Raw genomic sequence first — 26,457 nt, 5'->3', positions numbered from 1 at the left:
CGAGTGTCGAGCTCGAGGCGAGCGATGCCGTCGTGCATCGCAATCTCGGACTGTTCACGGCGAACGACGCCGGCGATCCCGCCGGCGCAGTGGCGCACTACGACGCCGCGCTGGCGCTGCGGCCGGACGATGCTCGCCTGCTCTACGAGCGCGACCAGCTGGCCGCGCTCCTTGGTGAGCCGCCGGACCAGCGGCTCAAGCGGCTGCGCTCGAGCGGGGAGCTGCTGGGGCGGCGCGACGACCTCACGGTCGAGCACCTGCACCTGCTCGTCAGCGTGGGCCGTGCGAGCGACGCGCTGCCGATCCTGGAGAGCCGGCGGTTCCAGCCCTGGGAAGGCGGAGAGGGGCAGGTGCTGCAGGCCTGGGAGCGCGTGCAGACCCAGCTCGCGCTCGAGGCCGGGGATGCGGCGGCGGCCGTCGAGCACGTCCGCGCGGCGCTGGCTCCACCGAGCAATCTCGGCGAGGCACGCCACCCGCTCGCCAGCACGGCTGCGCTGCACCTGCACCTCGGTGATGCCCTCGCCGCCGCCGGCGATCCGGATGCGGCGCGCGCGGCGTGGGCTGACGCCGCCTCCCAACGCGGCGACTTCCTCGGCATGAGCACCACCGAGCACAGTGAGACCACGTTCTGGTCGGTGCTCGCGCTGCGGCGGCTCGGCGAGGACGAGGCAGCAGCGGCGCTGACCTCCGAGCTGGCCGCGTTCCGCGACTCCTACGCCGCCACGGCCCCCAGCGTCGACTACTTCGCCACGTCACTGCCCGACCTGCTGCTGTTCAGCGGCGACCCGGTCGCGGTGCGCGACCGGCGGGTGGCCACCTTCGACTCCCAGCTCGCGCTGCTGGCGGGGGAGCGGGCCGTGGCTGAGCAGCTGCTCGACGTGCCCGAGCAGCTCGCCGAGCGGCATGCCGCCGACCTGCGCCACGCCCTGCGCACCCACCCCGAGCTCCTGCTCTCGAACCGCAGCGCCGATGCGCCGCACCCCCTCACCGGTCACCCGGCCGGCTGAACCGACCCGCGCCAACGGGGGCGCAAGGAAGGAACGATGATGTCCAGCTCTTCGATCTCACGCCGGGGACTGCTCCTCGGCGGTGCCTCGCTCGGTGTCGCCGGGTTGCTCAGCAGCTGTGTCGGCGGGGGAAGCGGTGGCGGCGGTGGCGGCGGTGGTGGTGGCGACGACACCGGTGGCACCAGCGGCGGCCCGATCGTGCTGCAGTCCTCGATCCAGGACACCGACCCCAAGGCCGCCATCGAGGCGATCGTCGGTGACTACCCGGATGGCGACGTCACGCTCAACTCGGTCGCGACCGAGCAGTTCCGCGCCCAGCTCACCAACTATCTGCGCAGCAACGATCCGCCCGAGGTGCTCACCTGGTACGCCGGCTCGGTGGCGCGTTCGTACGCCCGCGAGGGCCTGCTGCTCGACGTCTCCAGCCTGTGGGAGGGCGACGGCGCCTGCGCCGGGTTCTCCGACGCGCTGCGCAGCCTCTCCAGCGACGACGACGGCAACCAGATCTTCATCCCCACCAGCTACTACTGGTGGTCCGTCTTCTACAAGAAGTCCGCGTTCCAGGAGTGGGGCGTGGAGCCGCCGACCACGTGGGACGAGTTCCACGCGCTGTGCGAGAACCTCTCGGGCCAGGGCGTCGCCCCGCTCACGAACGGGATCGGTTCGACCCCGTGGATGGCGTCGGGTTGGTTCGACTACCTCAACCTGCGCATCAACGGCGCCGAGTACCACCGTGAGCTGCTGGCCGGAGAGCACGCCTTCACCGATCCGGAGGTGGTCGCGGTGCTCGAGGAGTACAAGCGGCTGATCCCGTACTTCGACCCGAACATGGCCTCCTACTCGGCGCAGGAAGGCGCGGTGCCGCTGGTGCAGAACCAGGCGGCCATGTACCTCGTGGGCGCGTTCGTCACGCAGTACGTGCCAGAGGACCAGCAGGACGACATCGACTTCTTCTCGGTCCCGGTGATCGACAGCGCGATCCCCACCGCCGAGGAGGCGCCGACCGACGGCTACTTCGCCTCCGCCAACTCCGACAACACCGAGGGCGCGCTCGCGCTGCTGGACTACATGGCCTCGGCCGAGCAGCAGCAGGCCTACATCGAGCTGGCGAAGTCCTCCAACCTGCCGACCTCGCCCGACGTGGACACTTCCCAGTTCAGCCCGCTCGTGCAGAAGGGCATCGAGCTGCTCAACTCCACCGAGGAGATCACCCAGTTCTTCAACCGGGACTCCTCCGACGCGCTGCAGGCCACCGCCGACACCGCGCTCACGCAGTTCCTCGCCGACCCCGACTCGATGACCAGCATCCTCGAGGAGTGGCAGCGCGCTGCTGAGGGGGTCTGGGGCTCGTGACCGCCACGGCACCCGCCGCGTCGCAGCGGCGCCCCGGCGGTGCCGGCACCCGTGCGGTGCGCGCGCTGCGGCGGGTGCCGCTGCTGGTGTGGGCGTTCCTGCTGATCCCGCTGGTGGTCGAGCTGTTCTGGGTGTTCTGGCCGGCCGCGAACTCGTTCTCGTTGTCGCTCACCCGCTGGGATGGCATCACCACGGCCGAGCCCGTGGGCCTCGGGAACTTCACAGACCTGTGGGAGGACCCCATCTTCCGCCGGGCCCTCGGCAACAACGTCATCTGGGTGTTCGGGTTCGGCGGCCTGTCGGTCGCAGGCGGGCTGGCGCTCGCGGTCGCCCTCAACAAGCCCGGTCCGCTCGTGGGCCTCTACCGCAGCGCGATCTACCTGCCGATGGTCGTCTCACTGGCGGTGACGGGTCTGTTCTGGCGCGTGATGTACGCACCGGAGGGCCCGATCAACGCCGCCCTCGGCGCGATCGGCCTCGAGTCGCTGCGGAACCAGTGGCTGGCCGACCCCGACCTCGCCCTCTACGCGGTGCTGATCGCCGCGGTGTGGCGGCAGGTCGGCTACATCATGGTGCTCTACCTGGCCGGTCTGAAGAGCTGCGATGCCTCGCTCGAGGAGGCCGCCGCGGTGGACGGCGCCTCCACCTGGCAGCGCTTCTGGAAGATCGTGATGCCTCAGTTGAAGGGCGTCAACATGGTGGTCTTCGCCGTGACGGTGATCGACTCGCTGCGCACCTTCGACATCGTGTGGGCGATGACCCGAGGCGGCCCGTACAACATGACACAGCTGCTCAGCACCTACATGTTCCAGCAAGCCTTCACCCTGGGGAACCTCGGCTACGCCTCGGCGATCGCCGTGGTCATCTTCGCCCTCGCGATCGGCTTCATCATCACCTACCTCGCCCGGCAGTCACGAGCGGAGGAGGACTGACATGGCTACCGCACAGCTCGACCGTCCGATGATGCGCAAGCCCAAGCCGGCTCGCTCACCATGGCTGCACGTGGGCATGATCCCGCTGACGCTGCTGTGGCTCAGCCCGATCATCTTCGTGATCTTCGTGGCGCTCCGTTCCTACGACGACATCGCCTCGCGCGGCCTCGGTGCCTTCCCGGTCTCGATCTCCTGGGACGGGTTCGCGACAGCCTTCGCGGGCGGCGGCCTGATGCGCGCGCTCGGCAACAGCATCATCGTCACCGCGGTGGGCGTGCTGCTCTCGCTGGCGCTCAGCGCCTGCGCCGCGTACGCGTTGTCGCGGTTCGCGATCCCGGGCCGCAAGATCATCCTGTTGGCGATGCTGGCCGGCAACCTGCTGCCGCCGCAGATCCTGCTGGTGCCGGTCTCGGCCATCACCGAGTCGGTGGGCATCTACGACACCCTCACCGCATTGATCGTGGTGCAGGTCGGTTTCGGGATCGGCTTCTACACGTTCGTGCTGCACGGCTTCATGCGGGGCTTGCCGAACGAGGTGTTCGAGGCCGCCCGGATCGACGGCGCTGGTGCGGGCCGGATCTTCTGGCAGATCGTGCTGCCGCTCTCACGCCCGTCGCTCGCGGCTCTGGCCGCGCTGGCCACCACCTGGATCTTCAACGACCTGATCTGGGCGATGACCGTGCTGCGCTCCGAGGCGCTGTTCCCGATCACCGCCGCGCTGCTCAACCTGCAGGGCGGCTACTCCAGCGCATGGAACGTCATCGCTGCCGGTTCGCTGGTCGCGGCGATCCCCACCGCGATCGTGTTCTTCGCCTTTCAGAAGCAGTTCGTGTCCGGTCTGCTCGTGGGCTCGAACAAGTGAGCGTGTGGTCCCTGCCGACGGCGTCCGGCAGCTATGTGGTCGGGCTCGCCCCGGGTGGGCAGGGGCTCGTGCTGCACCACTGGGGCGGGCCGGTGGAGAGCGCGCCGGCTCCGACGCTGCCGCGGCGGGCCGCGTCCTTCGTGCGGGATGTCGATCTTCTCCCGCTGGAAGCGACGGCGCTGGGCACCCGCGACGTGCACGCCGCCGAGATCGTGGCGCGCCGGGCCGATGGCGTGCGCGGGCTGCGGCTCTCGCTCGCCGGTGAGGTCACCTGTGAGGTCGAGCCCGACGGCGGGACCCACCTGATCTGCCCGCTCGCCGACGAGGTGGCCGAGGTCGAGGTCGAGCTGCACCTGCGCAGTCACCCCTCGCACGACGTGATCACCAAGTGGGCGACGATCCGGAACGACTCTCCTCACGCCGTCGAGCTCCTGCGGGGGTGGGGCGGCGCCTTCGAGGCGCCCACCGGCGCGGGTGCGAGCGTGGAGGTGCGGCACGGGGCGTGGTCGCGGGAGACCACTCCGGCGCTCGTGGACCTGCCCGCCGGAACGCTCAGCGTGGGCAGTCGGCAGGGCATCACCTCGCACACAGCCGCCCCGGTGGTCACGGTGCGGCCGCGTGGGGTTCCCGACAGCGACGCCTGGTCGGTCGCGCTCGCCTGGTCCGGCTCGTGGCGGCTCGCGGTTGATGTACCGCCGTTCGTGCAGCACGTGCGCGTGGCCGGGGGACCGGACGACGAGTCGGGTGTGCTGACGATCCCCGCGGGTGATGTGCTCACGACCCCGGTGCTCGCCGGTCTGTGGGCACGGGGCGACGGCGATGCCGTGGCGCACGCCTGGCACACCTATCAGCGCACGCTCGCGCGCGACACCGGATCCGAGCATCGCCCGATCGTCTTCAACTCCTGGTACGCGACCACCTTCGACGTGCGCATCGAGCACCAGCTCGAGCTGGCCGATGTGGCTGCTGAGCTCGGCGTCGAGGTGTTCGTGGTCGACGACGGCTGGTTCCGCGGTCGGACCAGCGACGCGGCGGGGCTCGGGGACTGGGATCCGGACCCGGCCAAGTTCCCGCAGGGGCTGGGTCAGCTCGCTGACGCGGTGCGTGGGCGAGGGATGCGGTTCGGGGTGTGGGTCGAGCCCGAAGCGGTCAATCCCGACAGCGACCTCTACCGTGCGCACCCGGACTGGGTGCACCACGTAGCGGGCAGGCCGCTGCGCACGTTGCGGAACCAGTACATCCTCGACCTCGGTCGACCTGAGGTGGAGGCGTGGGTGATCGAGACCCTCCGGACGCTGTTGCGCGGTGCCGACATCACCTACCTCAAGTGGGACATGAACCGCGCGATCGCCGATGGTGGCCAGACCGTGCCGGGTGGCGACGACTGGTCCTGGCGCCACACCCACGCCTACTACCGGGTGATGGAGATGCTGCGACAGGAGTTCCCACACGTCACGGTGGAGGCATGCTCGGGTGGCGGCGGCCGCATCGACCTCGCGGTGCTCGAGCGATCCGACGTGGTGTGGCCCAGCGACGAGACCGGGCCGCGGGATCGGCTCGCGATCCAGCACGGGTTCCTCGGCGTCTACCCCGCCTGGACGATGAGCTCGTGGGTGACCGACGAGCCCGACCTCCTCGACACTGCTGACGGTCCGGCGAGCCTCGACTTCCGGTTCGTGGTGGCGGCTGCCGGGGTGCTCGGGATCGGGTCGGACCTGCTCGCGTGGGATGCGTCGACGCGCGCTCGTGCCGCCGAGCACGTGGCTCGATACCGGGGCTTGCGCGACGTGGTGCACGGCGGTCGGACGCGCCGCCATGGATCGCCTGACGGCGGTGCTTACGCCGTGCAGTACGCGCTCGGTTCGCGCGTGGTCGTGCTGGCATGGCGCCGCGGTAACGCATCGCTGGTGCTCTCGGTCGCCGGATGCGAGCCGGGCGCGAGATACCGGGTCCGATGGGGGTCAGGCACGGTCGAGGAGCTGAGCGGAGCCGAGCTTGCCGCGGGATTGACCGTGCCGTTCGGCTGGGGCGACTGCGATCTCGCTGAGATCGAGGAGGTATGAGGGAGGGTCGGCTGCACTCGACACCGACGACGGTGCCGGATGCGCACGGTCACGCGGCGGTGCCGCTGACCGTCACGACCGACCTCGCGCTCGGTGGCCGCTGGACCTCGCTGCGCTCCGGTACGCGGGAGTGGCTGTGGCAGAACCCGGGAGTCACGCTGGCGGAGCGCGCCGAGGCGCGGCCGGGCACACCGTTCGTCGATGCCGGCGGCGGCGAGGAGTGCTTCCCCTCGGTGACCGGCGACCCCACGCTCGGGCACGACCACGGCGACGTGTGGTGCCGGCCGTGGGTGGGCGAGCCCGCCGACGCCTCCGCGCGCACGCGGGACGGGCTCACGTTGCGCCGTCGGCTGAGCGAGCGCAGCGGTGCGGTGCGCGTGGACTACGAGATCACCGGGCCCAGGAGCTCGTACCGTCGGCACGAGCTCGTACCGTCGGAGGTGCGAACTCGTCCCGGAGGTACGAACTCGGCGGACGGAGTGAGGCTCGGCGCCCGGTTCCTGCACGCGGTGCACCTGTTGCTGGACCTCTCGCCCGCGGCCACGTTGCGGGTGCCCGGCACACCCGCCGTCGCGGTGCAGGATCACCCGCGGCCAGGCGAGGTGACGCGCAGCACGTGGCCCGAGGCCGCAGGCGTGCACCTGGACCTGCTCGGCCCCGACGACGGCACGGCGACGTGCGCGGTCGTGGCGAGCGACGCCGTCGAGATCCTCGACGAAGAGGACTGCCTGAGCCTGCGCTGGGGCGCAGACCCAGGGGTTCCGACGTCGTTCGTGCTCTGGCGCAACCTGCGCGGCTGGCCCGCCGGCACCCCCTACCGCTCGATCGGAATCGAGCCGATGATCGGGGCCACCACGGCGCTGGCGGAAGCGGGGCCGGACGAGTGCGCCGCGCTCCCGGCGACCGGCGCCGTCAGTTGGTGGCTGGAGGTCAGCACGGCGCGACCGCGCGCGCGGGGGTAGCGTCGGCGGGTGCGCCGCTTCATCGACCCGTTCATCGTCGCGCTGCTGGCCATGCTGGCCATCGGGCTGCTGGTGCCGATCCCGGACGTGGTGCGGGCGGCGCTCGACATCGCCGCCGACATCGCGATCGTGGTGCTGTTCTTCCTCTACGGCGCCCGGCTCGCCACCCACGAGGTGGTCGCCGGTCTGCGCAACGTGCGGTTGCAGGGTGCCACGCTCGCCACCACGTTCGTGCTGTTCCCGCTGCTGGGTCTGGCCCTGTCGACGCTGGCTGCGCCGGTGCTGGGGGAGAGCCTCGCCCAGGGTGTGCTCTATCTGAGCCTGTTGCCCTCGACCGTGCAGTCCTGCGTGGCATTGACGTCGGTGGCGCGGGGGAATGTGGCCGGCACCCTCACCGCAGCCACGGTCTCGAACCTGCTCGGGATGGTGGTCACGCCCCTGCTGGTGCTGGTGCTCATGCACACCGGTGGCAGCGCAGGCGGGGGCGGGATCCGCTCGGTGCTGCTGCTCCTGCTGCTGCCGTTCGTGATCGGGCAGCTCGTGCAGCCGCTGATCGGCGGCTACGTGCGCTCGCGCAAGCGGCTGACCTCGCTGTGGGATCGCGGCACGATCCTGCTCGTGGTGCTCGTCGCGGTCTCGACCGCCACCGCCTCCGGTGTGTGGGGCACGGTCTCGGCGCCCGCGCTGATCGCCGTGATCGCCGCGTGCGCGCTGCTCCTGGCGGCCGCGCTCGCTGCCACCTGGTGGGGCGGACGCCTGCTGCGGTTGTCGACCGAGGACCGGATCTCGCTGCTCATGGCCGGGTCACAGAAGTCGCTGGCGACCGGGCTCCCGATGCTCGCCGCACTGTTCCCCGCCGCGCTCGCAGGACCGATCGCCGTGCCCGTGATCGTGTTCCACCAGCTCCAGCTCATCGTCAGCACCGTGATCGCCCGGCGACTCTCTCGCCGCGCCTGACGGCGGCTCGCCCGTCTCGGTCTGCGGCACCACCTCGCCTGCTCGGACCGGTGATGGGAGGCTGACAGGACCACGACGGACGAAGGAGCCCTGGCAGATGAAGGCGTTGCGCCTCGAGCAGTTCAACGAGATGGCGGTGGTGGAACTGCCCGATCCGGACCTGCCCGGGCCCGGAGAGGTGCGGATCACGGTCGCCGTCACCGGCATCTGTGGCACCGACATCCACGGCTTCACCGGGGAGAACGGCCGTCGGGTGCCCGGCCAGGTGATGGGACACGAAACCGCGGGCGTGGTGGACGCGCTCGGTGAGGGCGTGGCCGGCCTTTCGGTCGGCGACCAGGTCACGTTCAACCCCGTGCTGGTGCCCGAGGTCGAGGCCGAGGAGTATGCCGGGCGCGAGCAGCGGGCGCCGGGCCGGCGGGTGGTGGGCGTCGCCCCGGAGATCGTCGCCGCGTTCGCGCAGTACGTGACGGTGCCGGCGCGGAACGTTGTGCCGCTGCCCGCCGACCTCCCGATCGAGCTCGGTGCGCTGATCGAGCCGCTGGCCGTGGCGGTGCACGCCGTCAGGCAGGCACAGGTGCAGGCCGGGGACCGGGTACTCGTGGTCGGCGGCGGGCCGATCGGGCAGTCGGTCGTGCTCGCGCTGCAGGCGACCGGTGCCGGCAGCGTGGTCGTCACCGAGCCCACCGCCGGCCGACGAGAGCTCGTCCAGGAGCTCGGAGTCACCGCGCTCGAGCCGAGCGGAGCGGACGCCGACATCGCGCGGATCCACAGCGCACTCGGTGGTGCCGCCGATGTGGCGATCGACGCCGTCGGCATCTCCGCCACGCTGGCGACCGCGCTGCACGCAACCCGCCTCGACGGGCGTGTGTGCCTCGTGGGCATGGGGACGCCGAGCCTCACCCTCGATGCCTTCCTGGTGAGCACGGGAGAGCGGCAGATCGTGGGCAGCTTCGCGTACTCGGCCGATGACTTCCGCACCGCGGCGGCGTGGATCGCCGCCGATCCGGACCGTGCCCGGTCGTTGATCTCACGGACGATCCCCCTCACGGCGGCGCCCACCGCCTTCACCGAGCTCGCCGCCCACGCCGACGTGCCGGGCAAGGTCCTGGTGAGCCTTGCCGTCGACCCCACCGAGGAGAGCTGACCATGCGCACCACGATTCGCGAGGTGCGCGCCTACACGGTGCGCGGCAAGGGAGCTGACTGCCACGACCAGCCCGGCGCGCACTGGATCGACGACCACATCGCCACCCCGATGTCCGTCTACCCGGAGTACCGGGACTCCCGGCGCTCCTTCGGCATCGACGTGCTCGGCACGCTCGTGGTCGAGATCGAGGCCAGCGACGGCACCGTCGGCTTCGCCGTCACCACGGCGGGCGAGATCGGCGCCTGGATCGTGGAGAAGCACCTGGCCCGGTTCCTCGAGGGTCGCGAGGTCACCGACCTTGAACGGATCTGGGACCAGATGTACCGCTCGACCCTGTTCTACGGGCGGCGCGGCGTGGTGCTCAACACGATCTCCGGCGTCGACCTGGCCCTGTACGACCTGCTCGGCCGGCTCCGCGGCGAGCCCGTGTACGCACTGCTCGGCGGGCCGGTTCGTGACGAGCTCACGTTCTACGCCACCGGCGCACGCCCCGACATCGCGAAGGATCTCGGCTTCATCGGTGGCAAGATGCCGATCCATCACGGACCGGCCGAGGGGCAGGAGGGCTTCACCACCAACCTCTCCGCACTCGCGGATATGCGCGAGCGCGTGGGGGAGGACTTCTGGCTGATGTGGGACGCGTGGATGTCGCTCGACGTCGAGTACGCCACCCGTCTCGCGCATGCCGCCGCCGAGCACAAGCTGAAGTGGCTCGAAGAAGCGCTGATCCCCGACGACTACTGGGGCTACGCACAGCTGAAGCGGCAGGCGCCGCCGACCGTGCTCATCACCACCGGCGAGCACGAGGCCACCCGCTGGGGCTTCCGGCAGCTGCTGGAGACCGGCGTCGACATCATCCAGCCCGACGTCAACTGGTGCGGCGGCATCACGGAGCTGATCAAGATCTCCGCACTCGCCGATGCGCACGGCGCAATGGTCGTACCGCACGGGTCGAGCGTGTACTCGTACCACTTCGTCATCACGCGAACCAACAGCCCGTTCTCGGAGTTCCTCATGATGCACGAGACCGCCGAGGAGGTGGTGCCGATGTTCGCACCGCTCCTCCTCGGCGAGCCCGTGCCCGAGCGCGGGCGGCTACGGCTGCCCGAGACGCCCGGGTTCGGGGTGGAGCTGAACCCGGAGATTCCTCGGGAGCGCCCCTACACCCACTGAGCAGGTGCCGCTCAGCTGCTGCGCCGGATCGCTCGCACCCCGACGGCGAGCCCGATGGCCGCCAGTGCCACAGCAGCGACCCACCCCCACAGCACGTCGCTCGCGCCGAGGGAGCCGGTCAGCAGCGCCCGCTCGGCGTCGACCACATACGTCACCGGGTTGACGGCGGCGACCGCACGCATCCAGGCCGGCCCGCCCTCGAGCGGCAGCAGCACACCGGACAGGATCAGCAACGGGAAGATCAGGCTCTGCTGCACGCCCCAGAACAGCCACTCGTGCTGCTTCGTGGCGAGCGCCAGCGAGTAGCTGAGGGCGCCTAGCCCGATCCCGAACACCGCCAGCAGCGCCAGCCCGGCGAACAGCCCGAGCAGGTGGGCGCGGAAGCCGAACGGCAGCGCGATCGCCACGATCAGCAGGGCCTGCGCCACGATCGGGGCGATCTCCTTGAGCGCCCGCCCGATCAGCAGCGACGATCTCGACAGCGGTGCCACCAGCGTCCGCTCGTGCGAGCCGGTCATCATCTCGTACTGCAGGTTCGAGCCGGTCGCACCGGTGCCGAACAGCACGATCATCACGAGTACGCCCGGCACGAACCATTGCAGCGTGCTCGCCAGGACCTGCCCGGACTGCGCCACCAGCAGCGGCCCGAACAGGCCCAGGAACACCAACGGTTGCACCAGGCTGAAGATCAGCGAGAACGGGTCCCGCACCACGGGCTTCAGCTCCCGGATCAGTACGTTCCAGGTGTCCCGGGCCAGGTGCGGGCGGACGATCCTGGTGTCGGCGACGGTGGTCATCGGTTGCTCCCCTCGAGCGTGCGGTCGGTATCGGATCCGGGTGCGGTGGAGTCCTCGGGCTTGTCGGAATCGCGCAGCGTGCGGCCGGTGAGGGCGAGGAAGACGTCGTCGAGCGTCGGCGGAACCGCTGTGGCGGTCGTCACGGCGACGCCGTCGCTGTCGAGCTCGCGTAGCAAGCGCGTCAGCAGCGCGGATCCGGACGGCGCCGCGAAGGCGAGCGTGCCGGCGCCGCGGTGCTCCGCCGTCGTCCCGGCGAGACGCTCGACGGCGGCGCTCGCCCTCGCGAGGTGAGCCTCGCTCTCGAGGGTGAGGGTGACGGCGTCGCCGGCGAGGTTCGCCTTGAGGGCAGCGGCCGTGTCATCGGCGATGACCCGGCCGTCGTCCATCACCATCACCCGTTCGGCATAGCGGTCGGCCTCCTCGAGGTAGTGGGTGGTGAGGAACACGGTGGTGCCGTAGCGCGCGCGCAGTGCCACGATGTGCTCCCACAGGTTGGCGCGGCTCTGCGGGTCGAGCCCGGTCGAGGGTTCGTCGAGGAACAGCACTTCGGGTGCGTGGATCAGCCCTAGCGCGATGTCGAGCCTGCGCTTCTGGCCGCCGGAGAGCTGCTGCACGGTCTGCGAGGCGAAGGATTCGAGCTCGAGCGAGGTGATCAGCTCGTCGGTCCGCTCGGTGCGCTCGCGGCGGCCCATGCCGTAGAAGGCGCCCTGACTGAGCAGCTCGTCACGCACCCGCTGCGCGAAGCTGCCCGAGTTGCCCTGGCCCACGTAGCCGATGCGCGAGCGCACCGCTGCCGGGTCGCGCGCGATGTCGAAGCCGGCCACGGTGGCGGTGCCGGAGGTCGGCGGGATCAGGGTGGTGAGCATGCGCAGGCTCGTCGACTTGCCGGCGCCGTTGGGGCCGAGGAAAGCGACGAGCTCCCCACGCCGGACGTCCATGGTGAGGTCGGTGACGGCGTGGACCTCGTTCTTCTTCACGGTGAATCGCTTGGTCAGGCCGGTGGTGGCGATGACGGTGTCGGTTCTCATGGTGGGAAGGCTAGGAGTCGATGCGGACAGTAATAGTCCTCGATTCGAACGACAATGGCGGCATGACCGACACCACCGAGCGGATCCTCACGCTGCTCAACCTGCTGCAGACGCACCGGCACTGGGCTGGTCGGGAGCTCGCGGACCGGCTCAGCGTCACCGAGCGCACCGTGCGGCGCGACATCGACCGGTTGCGCGGCCTCGGGTATCGGGTGACCTCGGCACCGGGCGTCGAGGGCGGTTACCGGCTGGCGCCCGGCAACGCACTGCCACCGCTGCTGCTCAACGATGACGAAGCGGTGACGATCGGCATCGGGCTACGGCTGGCGGCCACCCAACGGCTGCTCGATGGTCCCCACACCACCCTCTCGGCGCTCGCCAAGATCGAGCAGGTACTGCCGCCTCGGCTACGCACGCGCGTCAACGCGCTCGCGGCGGCCATCAGGCCCGCGGGCGTCGATCGCGGCTCTGTCGTCTCCGGGACGGTGCTGGGCGAGCTTGCGCTGGCTTGCCGCGATCACGAACGACTGCGGTTCGCCTACACCTCCGCCGCGGGGGTCTCCTCCGAGCGTCGTGTCGAGCCGCACACGCTCGCCCCTGCCGACCGTCACTGGTACCTGCTCTGCTGGGATCTCGACCGCGACGACTGGCGCACCTTCCGGGTCGACCGGCTCAGCGAGATCGAGCACACCTATATGCGGTTCGAGCCGCGTTCGATCACAGCGGACGAGGTCGACGAGCTGATCTTCGTCGCCACCGCGTGGGCGCCGCAGGCCATCGAGGCCCACGTGGTCATGGACCTGCCGCTGGAGGTGATGACGGAGCACTTCGGCAACTGGGCCCAGGGTGCCACTGCGGAGGGGGAGGACCGCACCCGGTGGCCCATGGGCGGTGGTGACTTCCGCGAGACCATGTACGCGATGTCGTGGGTGCCGCCGGGTGTCACGTACACGACCGATCTGCCCGAGCCTGCACGTTCGGAGCTGCGGGAGACCCTGGTACGGATGCTGCACGCCCTCGACGCTCCGGCGCCCGCGAGCTGAGTCACTGTGCCTTGCTATCGTGTGGGCAGCCGTGAGCGGGCGTGCCCACCGAAGGAGCCGCGCGAGAGGGATCGATGCCGACTGAACGTCGACTGCGCTGGGCCACCGGTGCAGCAGCGCTGCTGCTGATAGCGGGTTTCAGCGGGGGCTGCGCGACCGACAGCGACGAGTCGCCTGAGAGCTCGACGGCCGCCGACCCGACCACCGAGCCTGCCGCGGACCCGACCACCGAGCCCACGCCGTCGGACGATGGTGGCGACGAGTGGCATGAGATCGCGTTTCCTGGTGGCACGTTCTCGGTACCGCCCACCTGGGAGGTGCAGTCCTACACGGTCGACGGCGAGGAGCTCGAACGAGGCGTGCACGGTCTGGGCCTTTGCGTCGAGAACGAGAACCTCGTCACCGGGTTGGCGTTCGTCACCTGGCGCGAGGGCGAGACCGACGCGGCTCAGGTGGCCACGGACGAGGTGGATCGAGCCGTCGCGAGCTTCTACGGCCCGCGCGATCCGGACATCAACCTCAAGGCACCCGAGGAGACCGTGGACGGGGCGCAGGTGACCGCTTCGGTGCGGCTCGGGCCCGGCGACAACGCCTGCGAGGCGCGGGAGGCGATCCTGATCGTGAGGACCTCGCCGCATGCGGACGGCTCAGGCACCCACGTGTTCCTGGTGCTCGGGGAGATGGGTGTCGAGCACTCACCGGCGCCGTCGGATGTGGCGGAGATCGCCGACAGCCTCGTGGTGTGAAGCGGGTGGTCCGGGCCGTCGCGGCCCGCTCGAGCACAAGTGCTGCCGCTCCCGCGCATCGCCGCTGAAGAGACCACAGATGTCGGTTGACACCGCGCGCGAGAGGTCACGACAGCACGGTGCGCACCACCCCCTTGCTCGCCCACGATCCGGCGAGCACGAGCGCGCACGCTCCCACCACGCTCACCAGGTACTGACCCACCGCCACGGGGTTGGTGAAGACCCCGACCCCGAGGGCAGGCAGCAGGAAGATCGAGGAGGCTGCGGTGGCGAGCAGCACCGCAGCGATCAGCGGGACGCCGACCTCCCGCAGGCGCGCCTTGTCCATCACGCGGATGTCGGTGCCGGCCAGGTGCAGTGCCCGGTACTCGGCGCGCTGGTCGATGATGCGGCCGGCCTGCATCACGCCGGTGGAGGTGGCGGCGACCACGGCGGCGATCACCAGGGTGAGCTGTCCGCCGGTGCCGATGTCGGCGAGTACCGGGTCGGGGTCGCTGGCGGCGAACATCGCGGCCGCAGCGGCCATGCTGGCGACGAACGTCGCCAGGGCGACGCCGCCGACGCTGCGCCACGCGGTCTTCGGGGCGTCGACGAGGCGGCGCGCGGCGATCAGCTGAGGTGCGTCCTTCGCGCGCTTGACCGCGACCTTCCCGATCACGCCCATCAGCCACGGACCCACGAGGTTCACCACGGCCAGCCCGCCCAGCAGGAACAGGATCAGCACGATGAGTGACGCCTGCCCGGTCTGCATGAGCACCGCGAACACGCCTCCGACGACGACGATCGGCACGACTCGCGTCCAGTGCAGCCCGGGCGGTGCCTGCCGGGCGGCCACCCCGAGCGGGGTGATCGCGACGCGGCGCAGGCTCGCGGCGGCGGAGATCAGCGCGACCAGCACCACACCGAGGACCGCGAGCGGCAGTACCCACCACGGCAGCACGAGCTCGGCGTAGCTGAAGGGTTGCTGCTGGAACGTGACAGGCAGCACGAGCGGGATCAGCCCGAAGTAGGCGGCCGCGCCGATCACCGCACCGACGGCTGCCTGCACGGTGGAGTCCAGCAGGGCGAGCGTGGACACCTGGCTGGTGCCGGCGCCGGCGAGGCGTAGGGCCGCGAGCCGCTCGTCACGTCGTGCGACCGCCAGGCGCGATGCCGCACCACCGAGTGTCACCAGCGGAATGAGCAGCAGACCTGCGGCGGTGCCCGCGAGCAGCACGTACAGCTCGGCGTTGTAGTCGTCCGGCGGAGCGACTGCCGCCCGTTCGGCGAACGCCTGGAACCCGCCGATCACGAGCAGCGAGACCGCCGTCGTGACCGCGAACGAGAGCACGGCGAGCACGCCGGTCAGACGCTGCGGGTCGGTGCGACCAGCGTCGCGCTTGCGCAGCAGCAACCACATGCGAAGAGCGGTGACCATCACGCACCCACCTGCGGGTTCGGAACCTGACCCACCACGGAGGTGGGATAGGGGACCTGCTGCGCTCCGCCGTCGGGCGTGGTGATGAGGCCGTCACGCATCCGGATGGTGCGTGAGCACCATGCGGCGACCTGCTCGTCGTGGGTGACGACGACGAGGCTGGCGCCGGTCTGCTCGGTCGCCTCGCGCAGCACGCGCAGGACCTCCTGGCCGGTCTGTTGGTCGAGGGCGCCGGTCGGTTCGTCGGCAAAGATCACGCCGGGTGAGCAGGTGAGTGCGCGGGCGATCGCGACGCGCTGCGCCTGGCCCCCCGAGAGCTCGCCGGGGCGGCGGTCCTCCATGCCGGCGAGGCCGAGGTAGCCGAGCCACTCGCGTGCCGCACCGACCGCGTGGTGGCGTGAGACGCCGCCGAGCATGAGCGGGAGGGCCGCGTTCTCGTCGGCAGGAAGCTCCGGAAGGAGCTGGCCGGACTGGAACACGAAGCCGAAGTCGTGGCGGCGCAGGGCGGTGCGATCGGCGTCGGACATCCCCGCGAGATCGCGCCCGTTCCAGATCACCTGGCCGCTCGTGGGCGGCAGGATCCCCGCGAGGCAGTGCAGCAGTGTCGTCTTGCCTGACCCCGAGGGCCCCATGATCGCCACGGACTCACCCGGGGCGATCTCGAGGTCCACACCGGCGAGCGCCACGGCGCCGTTGCCCGGCATCTGCGCGATCGGGCCGGGGGAGGGCTGCTGCGGCGCCCCGGACGGCGTGGCCACGCGGGGGACCGGGCCGCTCCCGGGGCGGACGTTCGGTGCGCCGTAGACCTTGGTCAGCGCACGTGCGGTGAGAGGTGATCGTGTCGTCATGCCACCCAGGTTCGCGCTCTGTGCTGCCGCGCCGCGTCAGCCACCGGGACCGATCTGGCCCCACGGGGCGCGCCCGTGGTCGGGTACCGGGGTCCACCCGTGGTCGTACGCCCCACCACTCGGTCGCGAGTAGGAGGTTCTGCCCGCTATCCGCGGCAAAACCGCGCAGAACCACCTGTTCGACGCCGATGGCGCTGTGCATGGGATGTGGCGCGGGCAACACGGCCCCGGTTCGCCAGCACGGGGCGGGACGCGGTAAAGTGTTCTGCGGTCCACCGGCCAGCCGGCGGACAAGCGCCCGTAGCTTAATGGATAGAGCATCTGACTACGGATCAGAAGGTTGGGGGTTCGAGTCCCTCCGGGCGCGCACTGGTTGAGACAGTACGGAACGGCGTCATTCCGCGGGAAACCGCGGGTGGCGCCGTTCCTGTTCGTGTGACGGACGTGGTGGCGGTGAGGGCCGCCGCTGCGAGAGGCTGAGACCGTGGCTGCTCCTGACCTCGACGCCCTCGCCCGAGAGCTCAGCGGGTGCGTGCTCACCGGTGCCGAGATCCTCGAGGCCGCGCGGGCCGACAAGTCCGGGTACGTCTCGACGGGGCCGCCGCTGGCGCTCGTCGAGGCGGGCACCATTGCGGACGTCCAGGCCACGATGAGGTTCGCGAGCGAGCACGGGATCCCGGTGGTGCCCCGCGGCGCCGGCACGGGCCTGGCCGGCGCGGCCACCGGCGGCCCCGGTGAGATCGTGCTCTCGACGCTCGCCATGAACGAGGTGCTCGAGATCAGCACCACCGACCTGCTCGCTGTGGTGCAGCCCGGGGTCATCAACGGCGACCTCAACGACCAGCTCGCCCCGCTCGGACTCTGGTTCGCGCCCGACCCGGCGAGTCGGGCCATCTCCACCGTGGGCGGCAACATCGCCACGAACGCCGGCGGGCTGCTGTGCATGAAGTACGGCGTCACCCGGGAGGCGGTCCTCGGGCTCACGGTGGTGCTCGCCGACGGCCGGTTGCTGGAGCTCGGTCGCCGCAGCGTCAAGGGTGTGACCGGATACGACCTCACTGCGTTGATGGTCGGCTCGGAGGGCACGCTCGGCGTGATCGTGGAGGCAACGGTCCGGCTGCGGCCGTTGCCCGTGGGCGAGGTGGCCACGCTCAGCGCGGCCTTCGAGGACGTCGTTGCCGGCGCGACTGCGGCGAGCGCGCTCGTGGCCGCCGGTGTCGACTGCGCCGTGCTCGAGCTGCTCGACGGCGCGTGCATGGCCGCGCTCGAGAGCTACTGGGGCCGGGATCTGGGCGGCGGTGCCCTGCTGATCGCTCAGCTCGACGGCGGGGCAGCCGAGCAGGAGGCCGGCAGGGCAGGCGAGCTGCTGCGGATGTGTGGTGGACGGGTCGAGGTCACGCGCGATCGGGACCGCGGCGAGGAGTTGTTCGCGGTCCGCCGCAGCCTTCACTTCGCGATCGAACGTCTGGGGACGGTGCTGATCGAAGACGTGGCCGTGCCGCGCAGCGCGCTCGGGGCGATGTTCGAGGCGATCGGCGAGATCGAGCGCCGCTACGGCATCTCGATTCCGACGGTCGCGCACGCCGGTGACGGCAACCTGCACCCCAATCTCGTCGTCGCGACCGAGCCGGGAGCCGATCCGAACGAGGTGCCCGACCATATCTGGGCGGCCGCCGATGAGCTGTTCTCCGCCTGCCTGCGGCTGGGCGGCACCCTGACGGGCGAGCACGGCGTGGGACTGCTGAAGAAGCGGTGGCTGCGTGACGAGCTCGGGCAGGACTCCTACGATCTGCAGCGCGACCTGAAGGCCGTCTTCGACCCGCAGGGCATCCTCAACCCCGGCAAGGTCTACGAGTGGTGAGTCGACGGCGTGGCGTACCGGGTTCGGGTGACCTGCCGTCCGAGCTCTTCACTGAGCTGCGTGCTGCGCTGCTCGACCGGCTCCGCGACGCCCAGCGCAGGCTCTCCTCGCTCACCGGTCATTTTCAGGACATCGTCGACGCCAGTGCAGGCTCCAACGCCGACGACGAGCACGACCCCGAGGGGGCGACCATTGCCTTCGAGCGCTCGCAGGTCGACGCGCTGGCGCGCGATACCCGGCAGGACATCGACGAGGTCAGGGCCGCTCTCGAGCGGCTCGACAACGGGAGCTACGGCACCTGCGAGGTCTGCGGCCGGCCGATCGCGGTGGAGCGACTCCAGGTCAGGCCGGCCGCGAGGACCTGCGTCGGGTGCGCGTAGCGTGAGCTGATCTCGCGCTCGCGTCCCGCGGCCAGGTCGTCATCGAGCTCGGCTTCGAGTTCCTCAGGGGTCAACCCGACGCTGACGATGGCGTCGGCGCGCCCGTGCCGCTCGACGACGACATCCTCGCCATCCTCGGCCGCCCGCACCAATCCGGACGCCCGTGGTGGCCGCGTCCGTGACCGAGACGACGCGTGGGGTGTTCGCGAACGTACTCATCGGTGCTGAAGCTTGACTGGCGTGCCATCTCGGCACCTCTGTCACGCCACAGGCCACCGTGGCGTGACTGGCGTGCCAACATGGCAGCTGAGTCACCGACGCGACCGTGGGCGAGGCCCAGCGTTGAGAGATTGACACCAACGGCACGCCAGCCCCGCAGGCCGGTGCCGACGCCCAACCGATATCCGCTGACACCGACCCACGAATCAGTCAGGAGAGCCAGTCACTTCACCAGATTGTCACCGTTCGTTTGGCGCCATCGCGATCGTCGTCAGGGCGTCGCCGTCGATCGTGGCGAGGAGCTCGACGGCGAGCGCCCAGGCCGCGTGAGCGGCCACCTTGTCGCCCGGCAAGGTCGCCGGGTCGGCGCTGGCGACGTCGAGCACGGATCCCCAGGCCCGTGCCTCCGAGGGCAACGCGGGCCACGGCTGGACCGCCAGCCGGGCCAGCCCGGCCAGCGTGATCAGGTATGCGCCGAGCCCCCCGACGGCCTGGCGCAGCTCCGATGACGTGGCCGCGGCAAGACTGCCGACGGTCGGCCAGCCCGATGCCGACAGCCGCTCCGACCACGCCGGCCCGGCGCCGCGGATCGCGGCCACGGGCAGGGCGCCGATCGGCGACTCGACGCTCTCGCCGGCTACTGCCGCCGCTCCACCACCGGTGCCCGCGACCAACGTGACCTCCGCCTGCCACACCACGGACTCCAGGCTCATCTCGCCCTCCGGGACCGAGGAGACTCGCGCGGTGATCTGCTCCGGTACGAGCGCGCGCGAGGCATCGAACGCGTTGAGCGCTGCCGCCACGCCGGCGTCAGCCTCGCGCGCCACCAGCGCCGCCGCTTCCTGCGGTCCCATCACAGCTCCGTGCGGAAGCGGATCTCCACCTCGCCGGTGATCGTGGTGCGCGAGGTCGGTTCCGCAGGGTCGGCGCTCGGCCTCGGCTGCACCACCATCAGCCGGGTGGTGCGTATCGAGTCGAGCACCCCCTTGGTGAGCGGTGACGTGAAGGGCAGCAACGTGCTGCGCAGCCCGATGCTGCGTGTCGGCTCGGTGACGCGCGGACCCTCGTCCGGCGCTGCCGAGACGGCCGTGAAGTCGACCGTGGCCCGGAGCGTGCCTCCGTCCACGAGCACCCGCGGGATGCCACGGCGCGCCGCCGCCCGCATCGCCTCCTGCTGCTGCACGGCCAGGTAGAGCCGCAGGCCGGCGAGCACCGCAGCCACCCCTGCCTCGGTGAGTCGGCCGCGCTCGCTGCCGTCGGGCGGCAGGTCGACCCCGAGCTCGGCCAAGGTCTCCTTGCCGGGAACGGGACCCCCGACGACGACGGACGTGCCGCCGTCGCCGTCGGGGAACAACCGAGCGAGCGAGCTCGCGACCATCTCCTCCGAGAGCCCGACGGTCGCGAACTCCTCAGGCGTGAGGTCGGCTGCCTCCTCGAGGGCGCGCAGCCGTTCCTCCTGGCTGGTGTGAGACGCCACGATCGAGTCGAGTGTCTCCACCAGCAGCATCGCCACGAAGTCGGCGAAGCCGATGTTCGCCAGCGCGTTCTCCGGCATCGCGTGCTCCCGCCGCCTCGGCCCGTTACTGGACCGGGACCAGCGGCAGGTAGTCGGTCTTGAAGTTGATCCGCACACCGCCGGTGATGTTGACGCTCGTGGTCGTGGAGCTGGTGGAGGTGCTGCTCTCGGTCGAGACCCGCAGGTTGTTGTACGCGGTGCTCGCCGACGCCTTCACCCACGCGGAGACCAACCCGCCGCTGGCGGCGCTGGCCCGGAAGCTGAACTCGTTCCGCGACGTGGTCGAAGCGTTGCGGGCGTAGTAGTCAGAGCCGTAGGTATTGAAGCTCAGGCGCGTCTCGATCGTGCCGTCGTTGACAACCAGGCGCAGCATCCCCTGCCGCACCATCTCCTGCAGCAGCGTGTACTTGTTGGCCGCGAGGCGCACAGCCACGGCCTCGAGGATCGCGTCGTACTTCGGCTGCGACATCGCACCCGCCGAGGCGACCTTGTTGTCGTTCTCGACGCCGCCGCCCGTCACCTCGAGCGCGTCGTTGAGTGCCGTCGCATCAGCAGCAGTGAGCGTCCCGGTCGGCGCCACCTTGCTCGGCGCCGAGTCCGCGGTCGGGTTCTCGGGCGGCAGTGCGGCCGAGAGCAGCTGCATGATCTCGCCCGGACCGATGTCGTCCTTGGTGTCGTTGATGTAGCTGCTCAGCGACTTGCTGGTCTCGGTCAACAGCTCGATGTAGGCCTGCTGCTGCCTGATGTTCGCGGCGATGAGGGAGTCGAAGACGTCGCTCACCAGCTTGGTGGTGAACTCGGTGAAGCCGATCTCCTCGAGCCTCGTGGCGTTGCTGATCGCGGCGCTCGCGCCCATGGTGTCCTCCTGCGTTCGGGACGTCGCGATTGCGACGTTGCACCGACAGGAGTACGAATCAGCGCGACTGATACATCATCGGTCGTGGAGCGCTCAGCCCAGGCGACGTGCGGCCGCGGGCTGCACGACCGTGCCGGCCGCGACGATCCGGTCGGGCCCGATGACCGCACCGGGCTTGACCACCACGCTGGCACCGATGCGTGCGCCGCTGCCGATCCGCGCGAAGTCACCGACCCGCGCGCCCGCCGCCAGGTGCACGTTCGACCCGATCCGTACGTGTGCGCCCACCGCGACACCGGACTCGACCCAGCTGCCCACGCCCACCGAGGAGCGGCTGCCGATCTCGGCGCCGCGTTCGACGTATGTCCCGCGAGCGATCGCCACGTCCTCGGCGACCCTCGCGCCGGGGGAGAGCAGACCGCCGTCGGGGTGCGGGGCGTACTGGACGATCTCGCCGAGATCGTTCTCGAACTCGATCATGCGTCTGGCCACGGAAACACGACTCCTTCGGGTGACGGTGAGTGCGCCGCTCGGGAGGGATCAAGCCACCACGATGGCGCGACCATTATTGTGATCGATGCGTTGCGTAATCGCCAGCGATCGTGACATGGATCGCACCTGCTCTCACCCGAACGGGTCGGGAGTGAGCGTGTACTTCGTCTCGAGGTACTCGCCGATGCCCTCGAACCCGCCTTCGCGCCCGAGGCCGGACTGCTTCCACCCGCCGAACGGAGCCCCGGCATTGGACACCACGCCCACATTGAGACCCATCATCCCGGTCTCGAGGCGTTCGATCATGCGCTGACCGCGCACCAGGTCACGCGTGAACACGTAGGACACCAGCCCGTACTCGGTGGCGTTGGCGAGCCGGACCGCCTCGTCCTCGTCGTCGAAGGTCACGATCGCCAGGACCGGTCCGAAGATCTCCTCGGTCAGGATGTCGCTGCCGGGCCGCACATCGCTGAGCACCGTGGCTTCGTAGAACGAGCCTGGTCGGTCGATCGTGCTGCCTCCGGTGCGGACGTTCGCACCCCGCTCGACGGCGTCGCTCACCAGGGCATCGGCCTTGCCGACCGCCCTGTCGTCGATGAGCGGGCCGATGGTGACGCCCTCCTCGGTGCCGCGACCGGTCGTGAAGGATTGCACACGCTCGGTCACGCGCCGCGTGAACTCTTCGACCACACCACGGTGCACGATGAAGCGGTTGGCGGCCGTGCACGCCTGCCCGATGTTGCGGAACTTCGCGGTGATCGCACCCTCGACCGCCTGGTCGAGGTCAGCGTCCTCGAACACCACGAACGGGGCGTTGCCACCCAGCTCCATCGAGGTCCGAAGCACCCCCTGGGCCGCCTGCTCCAGCAGAGACTGGCCCACCGCCGTCGAGCCGGTGAACGAGAGCTTGCGCAGCCGGGGGTCGGCGATGATCGGCGCCGACACCTCGCCCGACTGCGACGTGTTGATGACGTTGACCACGCCCGCAGGCAGCCCGGCGTCCACGAGGATCTGCACGAACAGCGACGTGGTCAGCGGTGTCAGTGCCGCCGGCTTCACCACCACCGTGCAGCCTGCGGCGAGGGCCGGCGCGATCTTGCGCGTGGCCATCGCAAGCGGGAAGTTCCATGGCGTGATGAGGAAGCACGGGCCCACGGCGTGCTGCGTGACGATCATGCGGCCGGTGCCCTCGGGATTCGCGCCGTAGCGGCCGTGCACGCGGACGGCCTCCTCGCTGAACCAGCGCAGGAACTCGCCGCCGTAGGTGACCTCGCCGCGCGCCTCCGCGAGCGGCTTGCCCATCTCGAGCGTCATCAGCAGCGCGAGGTCGTCGGCTCGCTGCTGCACCAGGTCGAACGCCCGCCGCAGCAGCTCGCCCCGCTCCCGCGCAGGCGTGCGTGACCAGCTCGGGAACGCTGCGCACGCGGCGTCCATCGCGGCCTTGCCATCGGGCACGGAGGCGTCGGCGATCTCCTTGATCACCTCGCCGGTGGCGGGGTCGAGCACGGCCAGCGTGCGGCCGTGCTCCGCGGCCCGCCACTCGCCACCGATGAACAGCCCCTCCGGCACGGCCGCCAGCAGCTCGGTCTCTCGCATCTCTCTCCCACCTACCGCTTTCAACGACAAATCGACCCCCTACCCGGTTTCAACGACATCTTGCCCCCCGGAAGGCGGGGGGCCGATTTGTCGTTGAAAGCGGGTGGCGAGGGCCTCGGAACCGCGGGCCAGCAGTGTCACGTCGGCGCCCACGGTCGCGAACGTCGCGCCTGCGTCGAGGTAGCGGCTGGCCACCTGCTCGTCGAAGGCGTTGACACCAACCGGTTTGCCCTGCTCCTGGGCGGCGGTGAAGGTCGCGAGCACGGCGTCGACCACGTCGGGGTGTGACTGCTGCCCGAGCAGACCCATCGATGCAGCGAGGTCGGAGGGGCCCACGTAGACGCCGTCCACGCCGTCGACCGCAGCGATCTGTCCCGCTGCGGCCACACCGGCCTGGCTCTCGACCTGCACGAACAACGAGATGTGAGCATCGCCGTCGGGCAGGTAGTTCTCCACACGACCCCAGCGGCCCGACCGCGCCAGCGCGGACCCGACGCCCCGGATCCCGCCGGGCGGGTACCGCACCGCGGCCACCGCGGCCGCCGCCTGCTCGGCCGTATCGACCATCGGCACCAGCAGATTCTGCGCGCCGAGGTCGAGCACCTGCTTGATCATGACGGGGTCGTTGGCGGGGACCCGCACCACGGGGGTCGCCGGGTACGGCGCCACCGCCTGCAGCTGCGCGAGGATCGTGCCGAGGTCGTTCGGGCCGTGCTCACCGTCGATCAGCAGCCAGTCGATGCCGCTGCCCGCGCAGATCTCGGCCACGAGGGGGCTGCCCGAGCTGCACCACATGCCGATCAGCGGTCGATCCGCTGCGGCGAGTGCGTCGCGGAAGGTCATGGTGCTTATCGGAAGCTGCATGTGATGGTTCCCATCGGTCCGTAGTCGCAGGTGACCTCGTCGCCGCGGGACACCCACATCGGTCGGGTGAAGGATCCAGCGAGGATGATCTCGCCCGCCTCGAGCCTGTCTCCGTGCTGGTGCAGCTTGTTCGCGAGCCAGGCCACGCCGCTCGCCGGGTGCCCGAGCACCCCGGCCGCCACCCCGGTCTCCTCGATCTCACCGTTGCGTGCGAGCAGGGCAGCGACCCAACGGAGGTCGACGGCGTCCGGAGCCGTGGTCTCTTCGCTCACCACCATCGCGCCGTAGGCCGCGTTGTCGGCGATCGTGTCCACGATCGTGCGGCCCTCCATCTCGATGTGGGAGTTGAGCACCTCGAGCGCGGGAACCACCTCGGCGGTAGCCGCGAGCACCTGCTCGAGCGCGCAGTCCGGTCCCTGCAATGGCGCTGACAGCCGGAACGCGAGTTCCACCTCGATCCGCACGTTCGAGAACGCATCATGCTCGAGGGTGGCGCCGGAGGAGTGCACGGTGTCCTCGAACATCACGCCGTAGTCGGGCTCGGTGATGCCGGTGGCCGCCTGCATCGCCTTCGAGGTCAGTCCGATCTTCCGGCCCGCGAGCCGCCGCCCGGCCGCGAGCTGCCGGTCCCGCCACACCCGCTGGATCGCGTACGAGTCCTCGATGGTGGCCTCGGGGTAGCGGGCGGTGATGCGCGGGATCATCGCCCGCGTGCGGTCGGCCTCGCTGAGCTCGTCGGCGAGGGCGGTCACGACCTCAGCCGGGAGGGCACCACTCACAGCTGGTGTCCGAGCTTGTACTCGCCCTGTTCGGGGTCGGGGGTCTCGTCGAGCGGGCGGGTGTAGGAGAAGCCGTCGGCGCCGATCGTCACCGCCATCTCGCTGTCGTCGGTGCGGGTGGTGAGCGGCTGCGGGTTGCCGTCGAGGTCGAGCACGGTCGAGGCCTCGGTGTACCAGCTCGGCACCACCGGGTTGCCCCACCAGTCACGGCGCTGGTTGTCGTGCACGTCCCAGGTGACCACCGGGTTGTCGGGGTCGCCCGTGTAGTAGTCCTGCGTGTAGATCTCCACGCGGTGGCCATCGGGGTCGCGCAGGTAGAGGTAGAAGGCGTTCGAGACGCCGTGACGACCAGGCCCACGCTCGATGCAGTCCGAGCGCCGCAGCGCGCCGAGCTTGTCGCAGATGGCCAGGATGTTGTGCTTCTCGTGCGTCGCGAACGCCACGTGGTGCATGCGAGGGCCGTCGCCGCCGGTCATCGCCGTGTCGTGGACGGTGGGCTTCCGGCGCATCCATGCGGCGTAGACGGTGCCTTCCTCGTCCTGGATGTCCTCGGTGACGCGGAACCCGAGGTCCTGCATGTACTTGACGGCACGGGGCACGTCGGGTGTCACCTGGTTGAAGTGGTCGAGCCGTACCAGGGCGCCAGGCGTGTACAGGTCGTAGCGCCAGGCGAGCCGCTCCACGTGCTCCACGTCGTGGAAGAACTCGTACGGGAATCCCAGCGGGTCGATCACTCGAACCGAGTCGCCGATGCCCTTCACGAACCCGTCCGGGTTGCGACGCACCTCGCATCCGAGCTCGGAGTAGAACGCCACCGCCTTGTCGAGGTCGTCAGGGGAGCGGACCCGGTAGCTGAAGGCAGCGACCGCGGCCACGTCGCCCTGCCGCAGCACCAGGTTGTGGTGGATGAACTCCTCGAGCGAGCGCAGATAGACGGTGCGCTCGTCCTCTTCCGTGACCATCAGACCCAGCACGTCCACGTAGAACGCGCGCGAGGCGGCCAGGTCGGTGACGACGATCTCCATGGAGGCGCAGCGAACGATGTCGGGTGCGGGCGCCTCGGGCTGAGGCGTCGGGTCATCGCAGCTGATCGGCGCCTCCTGGCTCACGTAGAAGCCCGAGGAGGTCAAAGTCTTCTCCGATGCTGTGGTCACGTCAGGCCTCCTTGCCGAACGTCGGGTTGTGGACCTTGCCCAGCGTGATGTGCACGGCCTGCTGGTCGGTGTAGAAGTCGATCGAGCGGTAGCCGCCCTCGTGGCCCAGGCCGGAGGCCTTGACGCCGCCGAACGGGGTGCGCAGGTCGCGCACGTTGTTGCTGTTGAGCCACACCATCCCGGCATCGACGGCCTGGGAGAAGTTGTGTGCCCGCTTGAGGTCGTTGGTCCACACGTAGGCGGCGAGACCGTACGCCGTGTCGTTGGCGAGGGCGAGTGCCTCGGCGTCGTCGTCGAAGGGCGTGATCGCCACGACCGGGCCGAAGATCTCCTCCTGGAAGATCCGCGCCGTGGGGGGCACGTCCGCGAACACGGTCGGTGCCACGAAGTTGCCGGTCTCGAA

The 26,457-nt window shown here is 70.3% G+C and carries 25 protein-coding genes, 1 tRNA gene and 1 pseudogene; 14 read left to right on the top strand and 13 right to left on the bottom strand.

What is annotated here, in order from left to right; all coding sequences use genetic code 11:
• The 9 genes and pseudogenes from ACOJSN_RS13800 to rhmD form a co-directional block, all read left to right on the top strand.
• Window positions 1-1,007: pseudogene (locus ACOJSN_RS13800) on the top strand (DUF5107 domain-containing protein); the annotation flags it as partial.
• A 39-nt stretch (window positions 1,008-1,046) separates the two neighbouring features.
• Complete coding sequence (locus ACOJSN_RS13795; RefSeq protein ID WP_420113077.1) at window positions 1,047-2,360, top strand: ABC transporter substrate-binding protein; 1,314 nt, start codon at window positions 1,047-1,049, stop codon at window positions 2,358-2,360.
• Complete coding sequence (locus ACOJSN_RS13790; protein WP_420113076.1) at window positions 2,357-3,292, top strand: carbohydrate ABC transporter permease; 936 nt, start codon at window positions 2,357-2,359, stop codon at window positions 3,290-3,292. Before ACOJSN_RS13795 ends, ACOJSN_RS13790 begins: the two co-directional genes overlap by 4 nt.
• 1 nt (window position 3,293) lies before the next feature.
• Window positions 3,294-4,154, top strand: a complete 861-nt coding sequence (locus tag ACOJSN_RS13785; RefSeq protein ID WP_420113075.1) for a carbohydrate ABC transporter permease — start codon at window positions 3,294-3,296, stop codon at window positions 4,152-4,154.
• A complete protein-coding gene (locus tag ACOJSN_RS13780; protein ID WP_420113074.1) occupies window positions 4,151-6,217 on the top strand; it encodes an alpha-galactosidase in 2,067 nt (688 codons plus the stop codon). Before ACOJSN_RS13785 ends, ACOJSN_RS13780 begins: the two co-directional genes overlap by 4 nt.
• Window positions 6,214-7,179 carry a hypothetical protein gene (locus ACOJSN_RS13775; protein WP_420113073.1) on the top strand — a complete coding sequence of 322 codons (966 nt, stop codon included), beginning with the start codon at window positions 6,214-6,216 and terminating at the stop codon, window positions 7,177-7,179. The genes ACOJSN_RS13780 and ACOJSN_RS13775 overlap by 4 nt, the downstream gene beginning before the upstream one ends.
• 9 nt (window positions 7,180-7,188) lie before the next feature.
• Window positions 7,189-8,136, top strand: a complete 948-nt coding sequence (locus ACOJSN_RS13770) for a bile acid:sodium symporter family protein (RefSeq protein ID WP_420113072.1) — start codon at window positions 7,189-7,191, stop codon at window positions 8,134-8,136.
• Window positions 8,137-8,233: 97 nt separating this feature from the next.
• Window positions 8,234-9,283: a zinc-dependent alcohol dehydrogenase gene (locus tag ACOJSN_RS13765; protein ID WP_420113071.1), complete on the top strand. Its 1,050-nt coding sequence runs from the start codon at window positions 8,234-8,236 to the stop codon at window positions 9,281-9,283.
• 2 nt (window positions 9,284-9,285) lie between these two features.
• Entirely contained in the window at window positions 9,286-10,458 is a 1,173-nt protein-coding gene (rhmD, locus tag ACOJSN_RS13760; protein WP_420113070.1) for an L-rhamnonate dehydratase, read from the top strand.
• Window positions 10,459-10,469: 11 nt separating this feature from the next.
• Here the strand turns inward: rhmD and ACOJSN_RS13755 are convergent, their stop codons facing one another.
• On the bottom strand, window positions 10,470-11,255 hold the full coding sequence (locus ACOJSN_RS13755) for an ABC transporter permease (protein WP_420113069.1): 786 nt from the start codon (window positions 11,253-11,255) through the stop codon (window positions 10,470-10,472).
• Window positions 11,252-12,283, bottom strand: a complete 1,032-nt coding sequence (locus ACOJSN_RS13750; RefSeq protein WP_420113068.1) for an ABC transporter ATP-binding protein — start codon at window positions 12,281-12,283, stop codon at window positions 11,252-11,254. Before ACOJSN_RS13750 ends, ACOJSN_RS13755 begins: the two co-directional genes overlap by 4 nt.
• 62 nt (window positions 12,284-12,345) lie before the next feature.
• On the opposite strand from ACOJSN_RS13750, the gene ACOJSN_RS13745 reads away from it, so the two are divergent.
• Window positions 12,346-13,326 (top strand): helix-turn-helix transcriptional regulator, encoded by a 981-nt coding sequence (locus ACOJSN_RS13745; RefSeq protein WP_420113067.1) that lies wholly within the window; start codon window positions 12,346-12,348, stop codon window positions 13,324-13,326.
• 74 nt (window positions 13,327-13,400) lie between these two features.
• Window positions 13,401-14,072 (top strand): hypothetical protein, encoded by a 672-nt coding sequence (locus tag ACOJSN_RS13740; RefSeq protein ID WP_420113066.1) that lies wholly within the window; start codon window positions 13,401-13,403, stop codon window positions 14,070-14,072.
• Between the two features lie 106 nt (window positions 14,073-14,178).
• Here ACOJSN_RS13740 and ACOJSN_RS13735 read toward each other — a convergent pair whose 3' ends face one another.
• Together ACOJSN_RS13735 and ACOJSN_RS13730 are read right to left on the bottom strand one after the other, a co-directional pair.
• Entirely contained in the window at window positions 14,179-15,489 is a 1,311-nt protein-coding gene (locus ACOJSN_RS13735; RefSeq protein WP_420113065.1) for an FtsX-like permease family protein, read from the bottom strand.
• Complete coding sequence (locus ACOJSN_RS13730; RefSeq protein WP_420113079.1) at window positions 15,489-16,193, bottom strand: ABC transporter ATP-binding protein; 705 nt, start codon at window positions 16,191-16,193, stop codon at window positions 15,489-15,491. The genes ACOJSN_RS13735 and ACOJSN_RS13730 overlap by 1 nt, the downstream gene beginning before the upstream one ends.
• 438 nt (window positions 16,194-16,631) lie before the next feature.
• Here ACOJSN_RS13730 and ACOJSN_RS13725 point away from each other — a divergent pair.
• The 3 genes from ACOJSN_RS13725 (at window position 16,632) to ACOJSN_RS13715 (ending at window position 18,578) form a co-directional block, all read left to right on the top strand.
• Window positions 16,632-16,704, top strand: a tRNA-Arg gene (locus ACOJSN_RS13725).
• A 117-nt stretch (window positions 16,705-16,821) separates the two neighbouring features.
• Window positions 16,822-18,198 (top strand): FAD-binding oxidoreductase, encoded by a 1,377-nt coding sequence (locus ACOJSN_RS13720; RefSeq protein WP_420113064.1) that lies wholly within the window; start codon window positions 16,822-16,824, stop codon window positions 18,196-18,198.
• A complete protein-coding gene (locus ACOJSN_RS13715; protein WP_420113063.1) occupies window positions 18,195-18,578 on the top strand; it encodes a TraR/DksA family transcriptional regulator in 384 nt (127 codons plus the stop codon). Before ACOJSN_RS13720 ends, ACOJSN_RS13715 begins: the two co-directional genes overlap by 4 nt.
• A gap of 458 nt (window positions 18,579-19,036) precedes the next feature.
• Here the strand turns inward: ACOJSN_RS13715 and ACOJSN_RS13710 are convergent, their stop codons facing one another.
• The 9 genes from ACOJSN_RS13710 to ACOJSN_RS13670 all read right to left on the bottom strand — a co-directional run.
• Window positions 19,037-19,651 (bottom strand): hypothetical protein, encoded by a 615-nt coding sequence (locus tag ACOJSN_RS13710; protein ID WP_420113062.1) that lies wholly within the window; start codon window positions 19,649-19,651, stop codon window positions 19,037-19,039.
• Window positions 19,651-20,352 (bottom strand): hypothetical protein, encoded by a 702-nt coding sequence (locus tag ACOJSN_RS13705; RefSeq protein WP_420113061.1) that lies wholly within the window; start codon window positions 20,350-20,352, stop codon window positions 19,651-19,653. The genes ACOJSN_RS13710 and ACOJSN_RS13705 overlap by 1 nt, the downstream gene beginning before the upstream one ends.
• A gap of 25 nt (window positions 20,353-20,377) precedes the next feature.
• A complete protein-coding gene (locus tag ACOJSN_RS13700; RefSeq protein WP_420113060.1) occupies window positions 20,378-21,169 on the bottom strand; it encodes a hypothetical protein in 792 nt (263 codons plus the stop codon).
• A 93-nt stretch (window positions 21,170-21,262) separates the two neighbouring features.
• Window positions 21,263-21,661, bottom strand: a complete 399-nt coding sequence (locus ACOJSN_RS13695) for a DapH/DapD/GlmU-related protein (RefSeq protein ID WP_420113059.1) — start codon at window positions 21,659-21,661, stop codon at window positions 21,263-21,265.
• A 132-nt stretch (window positions 21,662-21,793) separates the two neighbouring features.
• A complete protein-coding gene (locus ACOJSN_RS13690; protein WP_420113058.1) occupies window positions 21,794-23,257 on the bottom strand; it encodes an NAD-dependent succinate-semialdehyde dehydrogenase in 1,464 nt (487 codons plus the stop codon).
• A 39-nt stretch (window positions 23,258-23,296) separates the two neighbouring features.
• Complete coding sequence (locus ACOJSN_RS13685; protein WP_420113057.1) at window positions 23,297-24,100, bottom strand: aldolase/citrate lyase family protein; 804 nt, start codon at window positions 24,098-24,100, stop codon at window positions 23,297-23,299.
• A 5-nt stretch (window positions 24,101-24,105) separates the two neighbouring features.
• Window positions 24,106-24,825 (bottom strand): 2-keto-4-pentenoate hydratase, encoded by a 720-nt coding sequence (locus tag ACOJSN_RS13680; protein ID WP_420113078.1) that lies wholly within the window; start codon window positions 24,823-24,825, stop codon window positions 24,106-24,108.
• A 71-nt stretch (window positions 24,826-24,896) separates the two neighbouring features.
• Window positions 24,897-26,054, bottom strand: a complete 1,158-nt coding sequence (gene hpaD, locus ACOJSN_RS13675) for a 3,4-dihydroxyphenylacetate 2,3-dioxygenase (RefSeq protein ID WP_420113056.1) — start codon at window positions 26,052-26,054, stop codon at window positions 24,897-24,899.
• A 1-nt stretch (window position 26,055) separates the two neighbouring features.
• A partial coding sequence (locus tag ACOJSN_RS13670) for an aldehyde dehydrogenase family protein (protein WP_420113055.1) occupies window positions 26,056-26,457 on the bottom strand: 402 nt, incomplete at its 5' end.

Origin of the sequence: Pseudactinotalea sp. (assembly GCF_048594945.1) — a bacterium.
Taxonomy (GTDB): domain Bacteria; phylum Actinomycetota; class Actinomycetes; order Actinomycetales; family Beutenbergiaceae; genus Pseudactinotalea.
This window is presented reverse-complemented; position numbering and strand designations above follow the sequence as displayed.

Excerpts from the sequence above, each read along its gene's own strand:
- ACOJSN_RS13795 (WP_420113077.1), top strand. The coding sequence starts at position 1,047 with ATGTCCAGCTCTTCGATCTCACGCCGGGGACTGCTCCTCGGCGGTGCC.
- ACOJSN_RS13685 (WP_420113057.1), bottom strand. The coding sequence starts at position 24,100 with ATGACCTTCCGCGACGCACTCGCCGCAGCGGATCGACCGCTGATCGGC.
- ACOJSN_RS13750 (WP_420113068.1), bottom strand. The coding sequence starts at position 12,283 with ATGAGAACCGACACCGTCATCGCCACCACCGGCCTGACCAAGCGATTC.
- ACOJSN_RS13705 (WP_420113061.1), bottom strand. The coding sequence starts at position 20,352 with ATGCCGGAGAACGCGCTGGCGAACATCGGCTTCGCCGACTTCGTGGCG.
- ACOJSN_RS13700 (WP_420113060.1), bottom strand. The coding sequence starts at position 21,169 with ATGGGCGCGAGCGCCGCGATCAGCAACGCCACGAGGCTCGAGGAGATC.
- rhmD (WP_420113070.1), top strand. The coding sequence starts at position 9,286 with ATGCGCACCACGATTCGCGAGGTGCGCGCCTACACGGTGCGCGGCAAG.
- ACOJSN_RS13690 (WP_420113058.1), bottom strand. The coding sequence starts at position 23,257 with ATGCGAGAGACCGAGCTGCTGGCGGCCGTGCCGGAGGGGCTGTTCATC.
- ACOJSN_RS13740 (WP_420113066.1), top strand. The coding sequence starts at position 13,401 with ATGCCGACTGAACGTCGACTGCGCTGGGCCACCGGTGCAGCAGCGCTG.
- ACOJSN_RS13765 (WP_420113071.1), top strand. The coding sequence starts at position 8,234 with ATGAAGGCGTTGCGCCTCGAGCAGTTCAACGAGATGGCGGTGGTGGAA.
- ACOJSN_RS13735 (WP_420113065.1), bottom strand. The coding sequence starts at position 15,489 with ATGGTCACCGCTCTTCGCATGTGGTTGCTGCTGCGCAAGCGCGACGCT.
- ACOJSN_RS13755 (WP_420113069.1), bottom strand. The coding sequence starts at position 11,255 with ATGACCACCGTCGCCGACACCAGGATCGTCCGCCCGCACCTGGCCCGG.
- ACOJSN_RS13730 (WP_420113079.1), bottom strand. The coding sequence starts at position 16,193 with ATGCCGGGCAACGGCGCCGTGGCGCTCGCCGGTGTGGACCTCGAGATC.
- ACOJSN_RS13785 (WP_420113075.1), top strand. The coding sequence starts at position 3,294 with ATGGCTACCGCACAGCTCGACCGTCCGATGATGCGCAAGCCCAAGCCG.
- ACOJSN_RS13745 (WP_420113067.1), top strand. The coding sequence starts at position 12,346 with ATGACCGACACCACCGAGCGGATCCTCACGCTGCTCAACCTGCTGCAG.
- ACOJSN_RS13775 (WP_420113073.1), top strand. The coding sequence starts at position 6,214 with ATGAGGGAGGGTCGGCTGCACTCGACACCGACGACGGTGCCGGATGCG.
- ACOJSN_RS13680 (WP_420113078.1), bottom strand. The coding sequence starts at position 24,825 with ATGATCCCGCGCATCACCGCCCGCTACCCCGAGGCCACCATCGAGGAC.
- ACOJSN_RS13710 (WP_420113062.1), bottom strand. The coding sequence starts at position 19,651 with ATGGGACCGCAGGAAGCGGCGGCGCTGGTGGCGCGCGAGGCTGACGCC.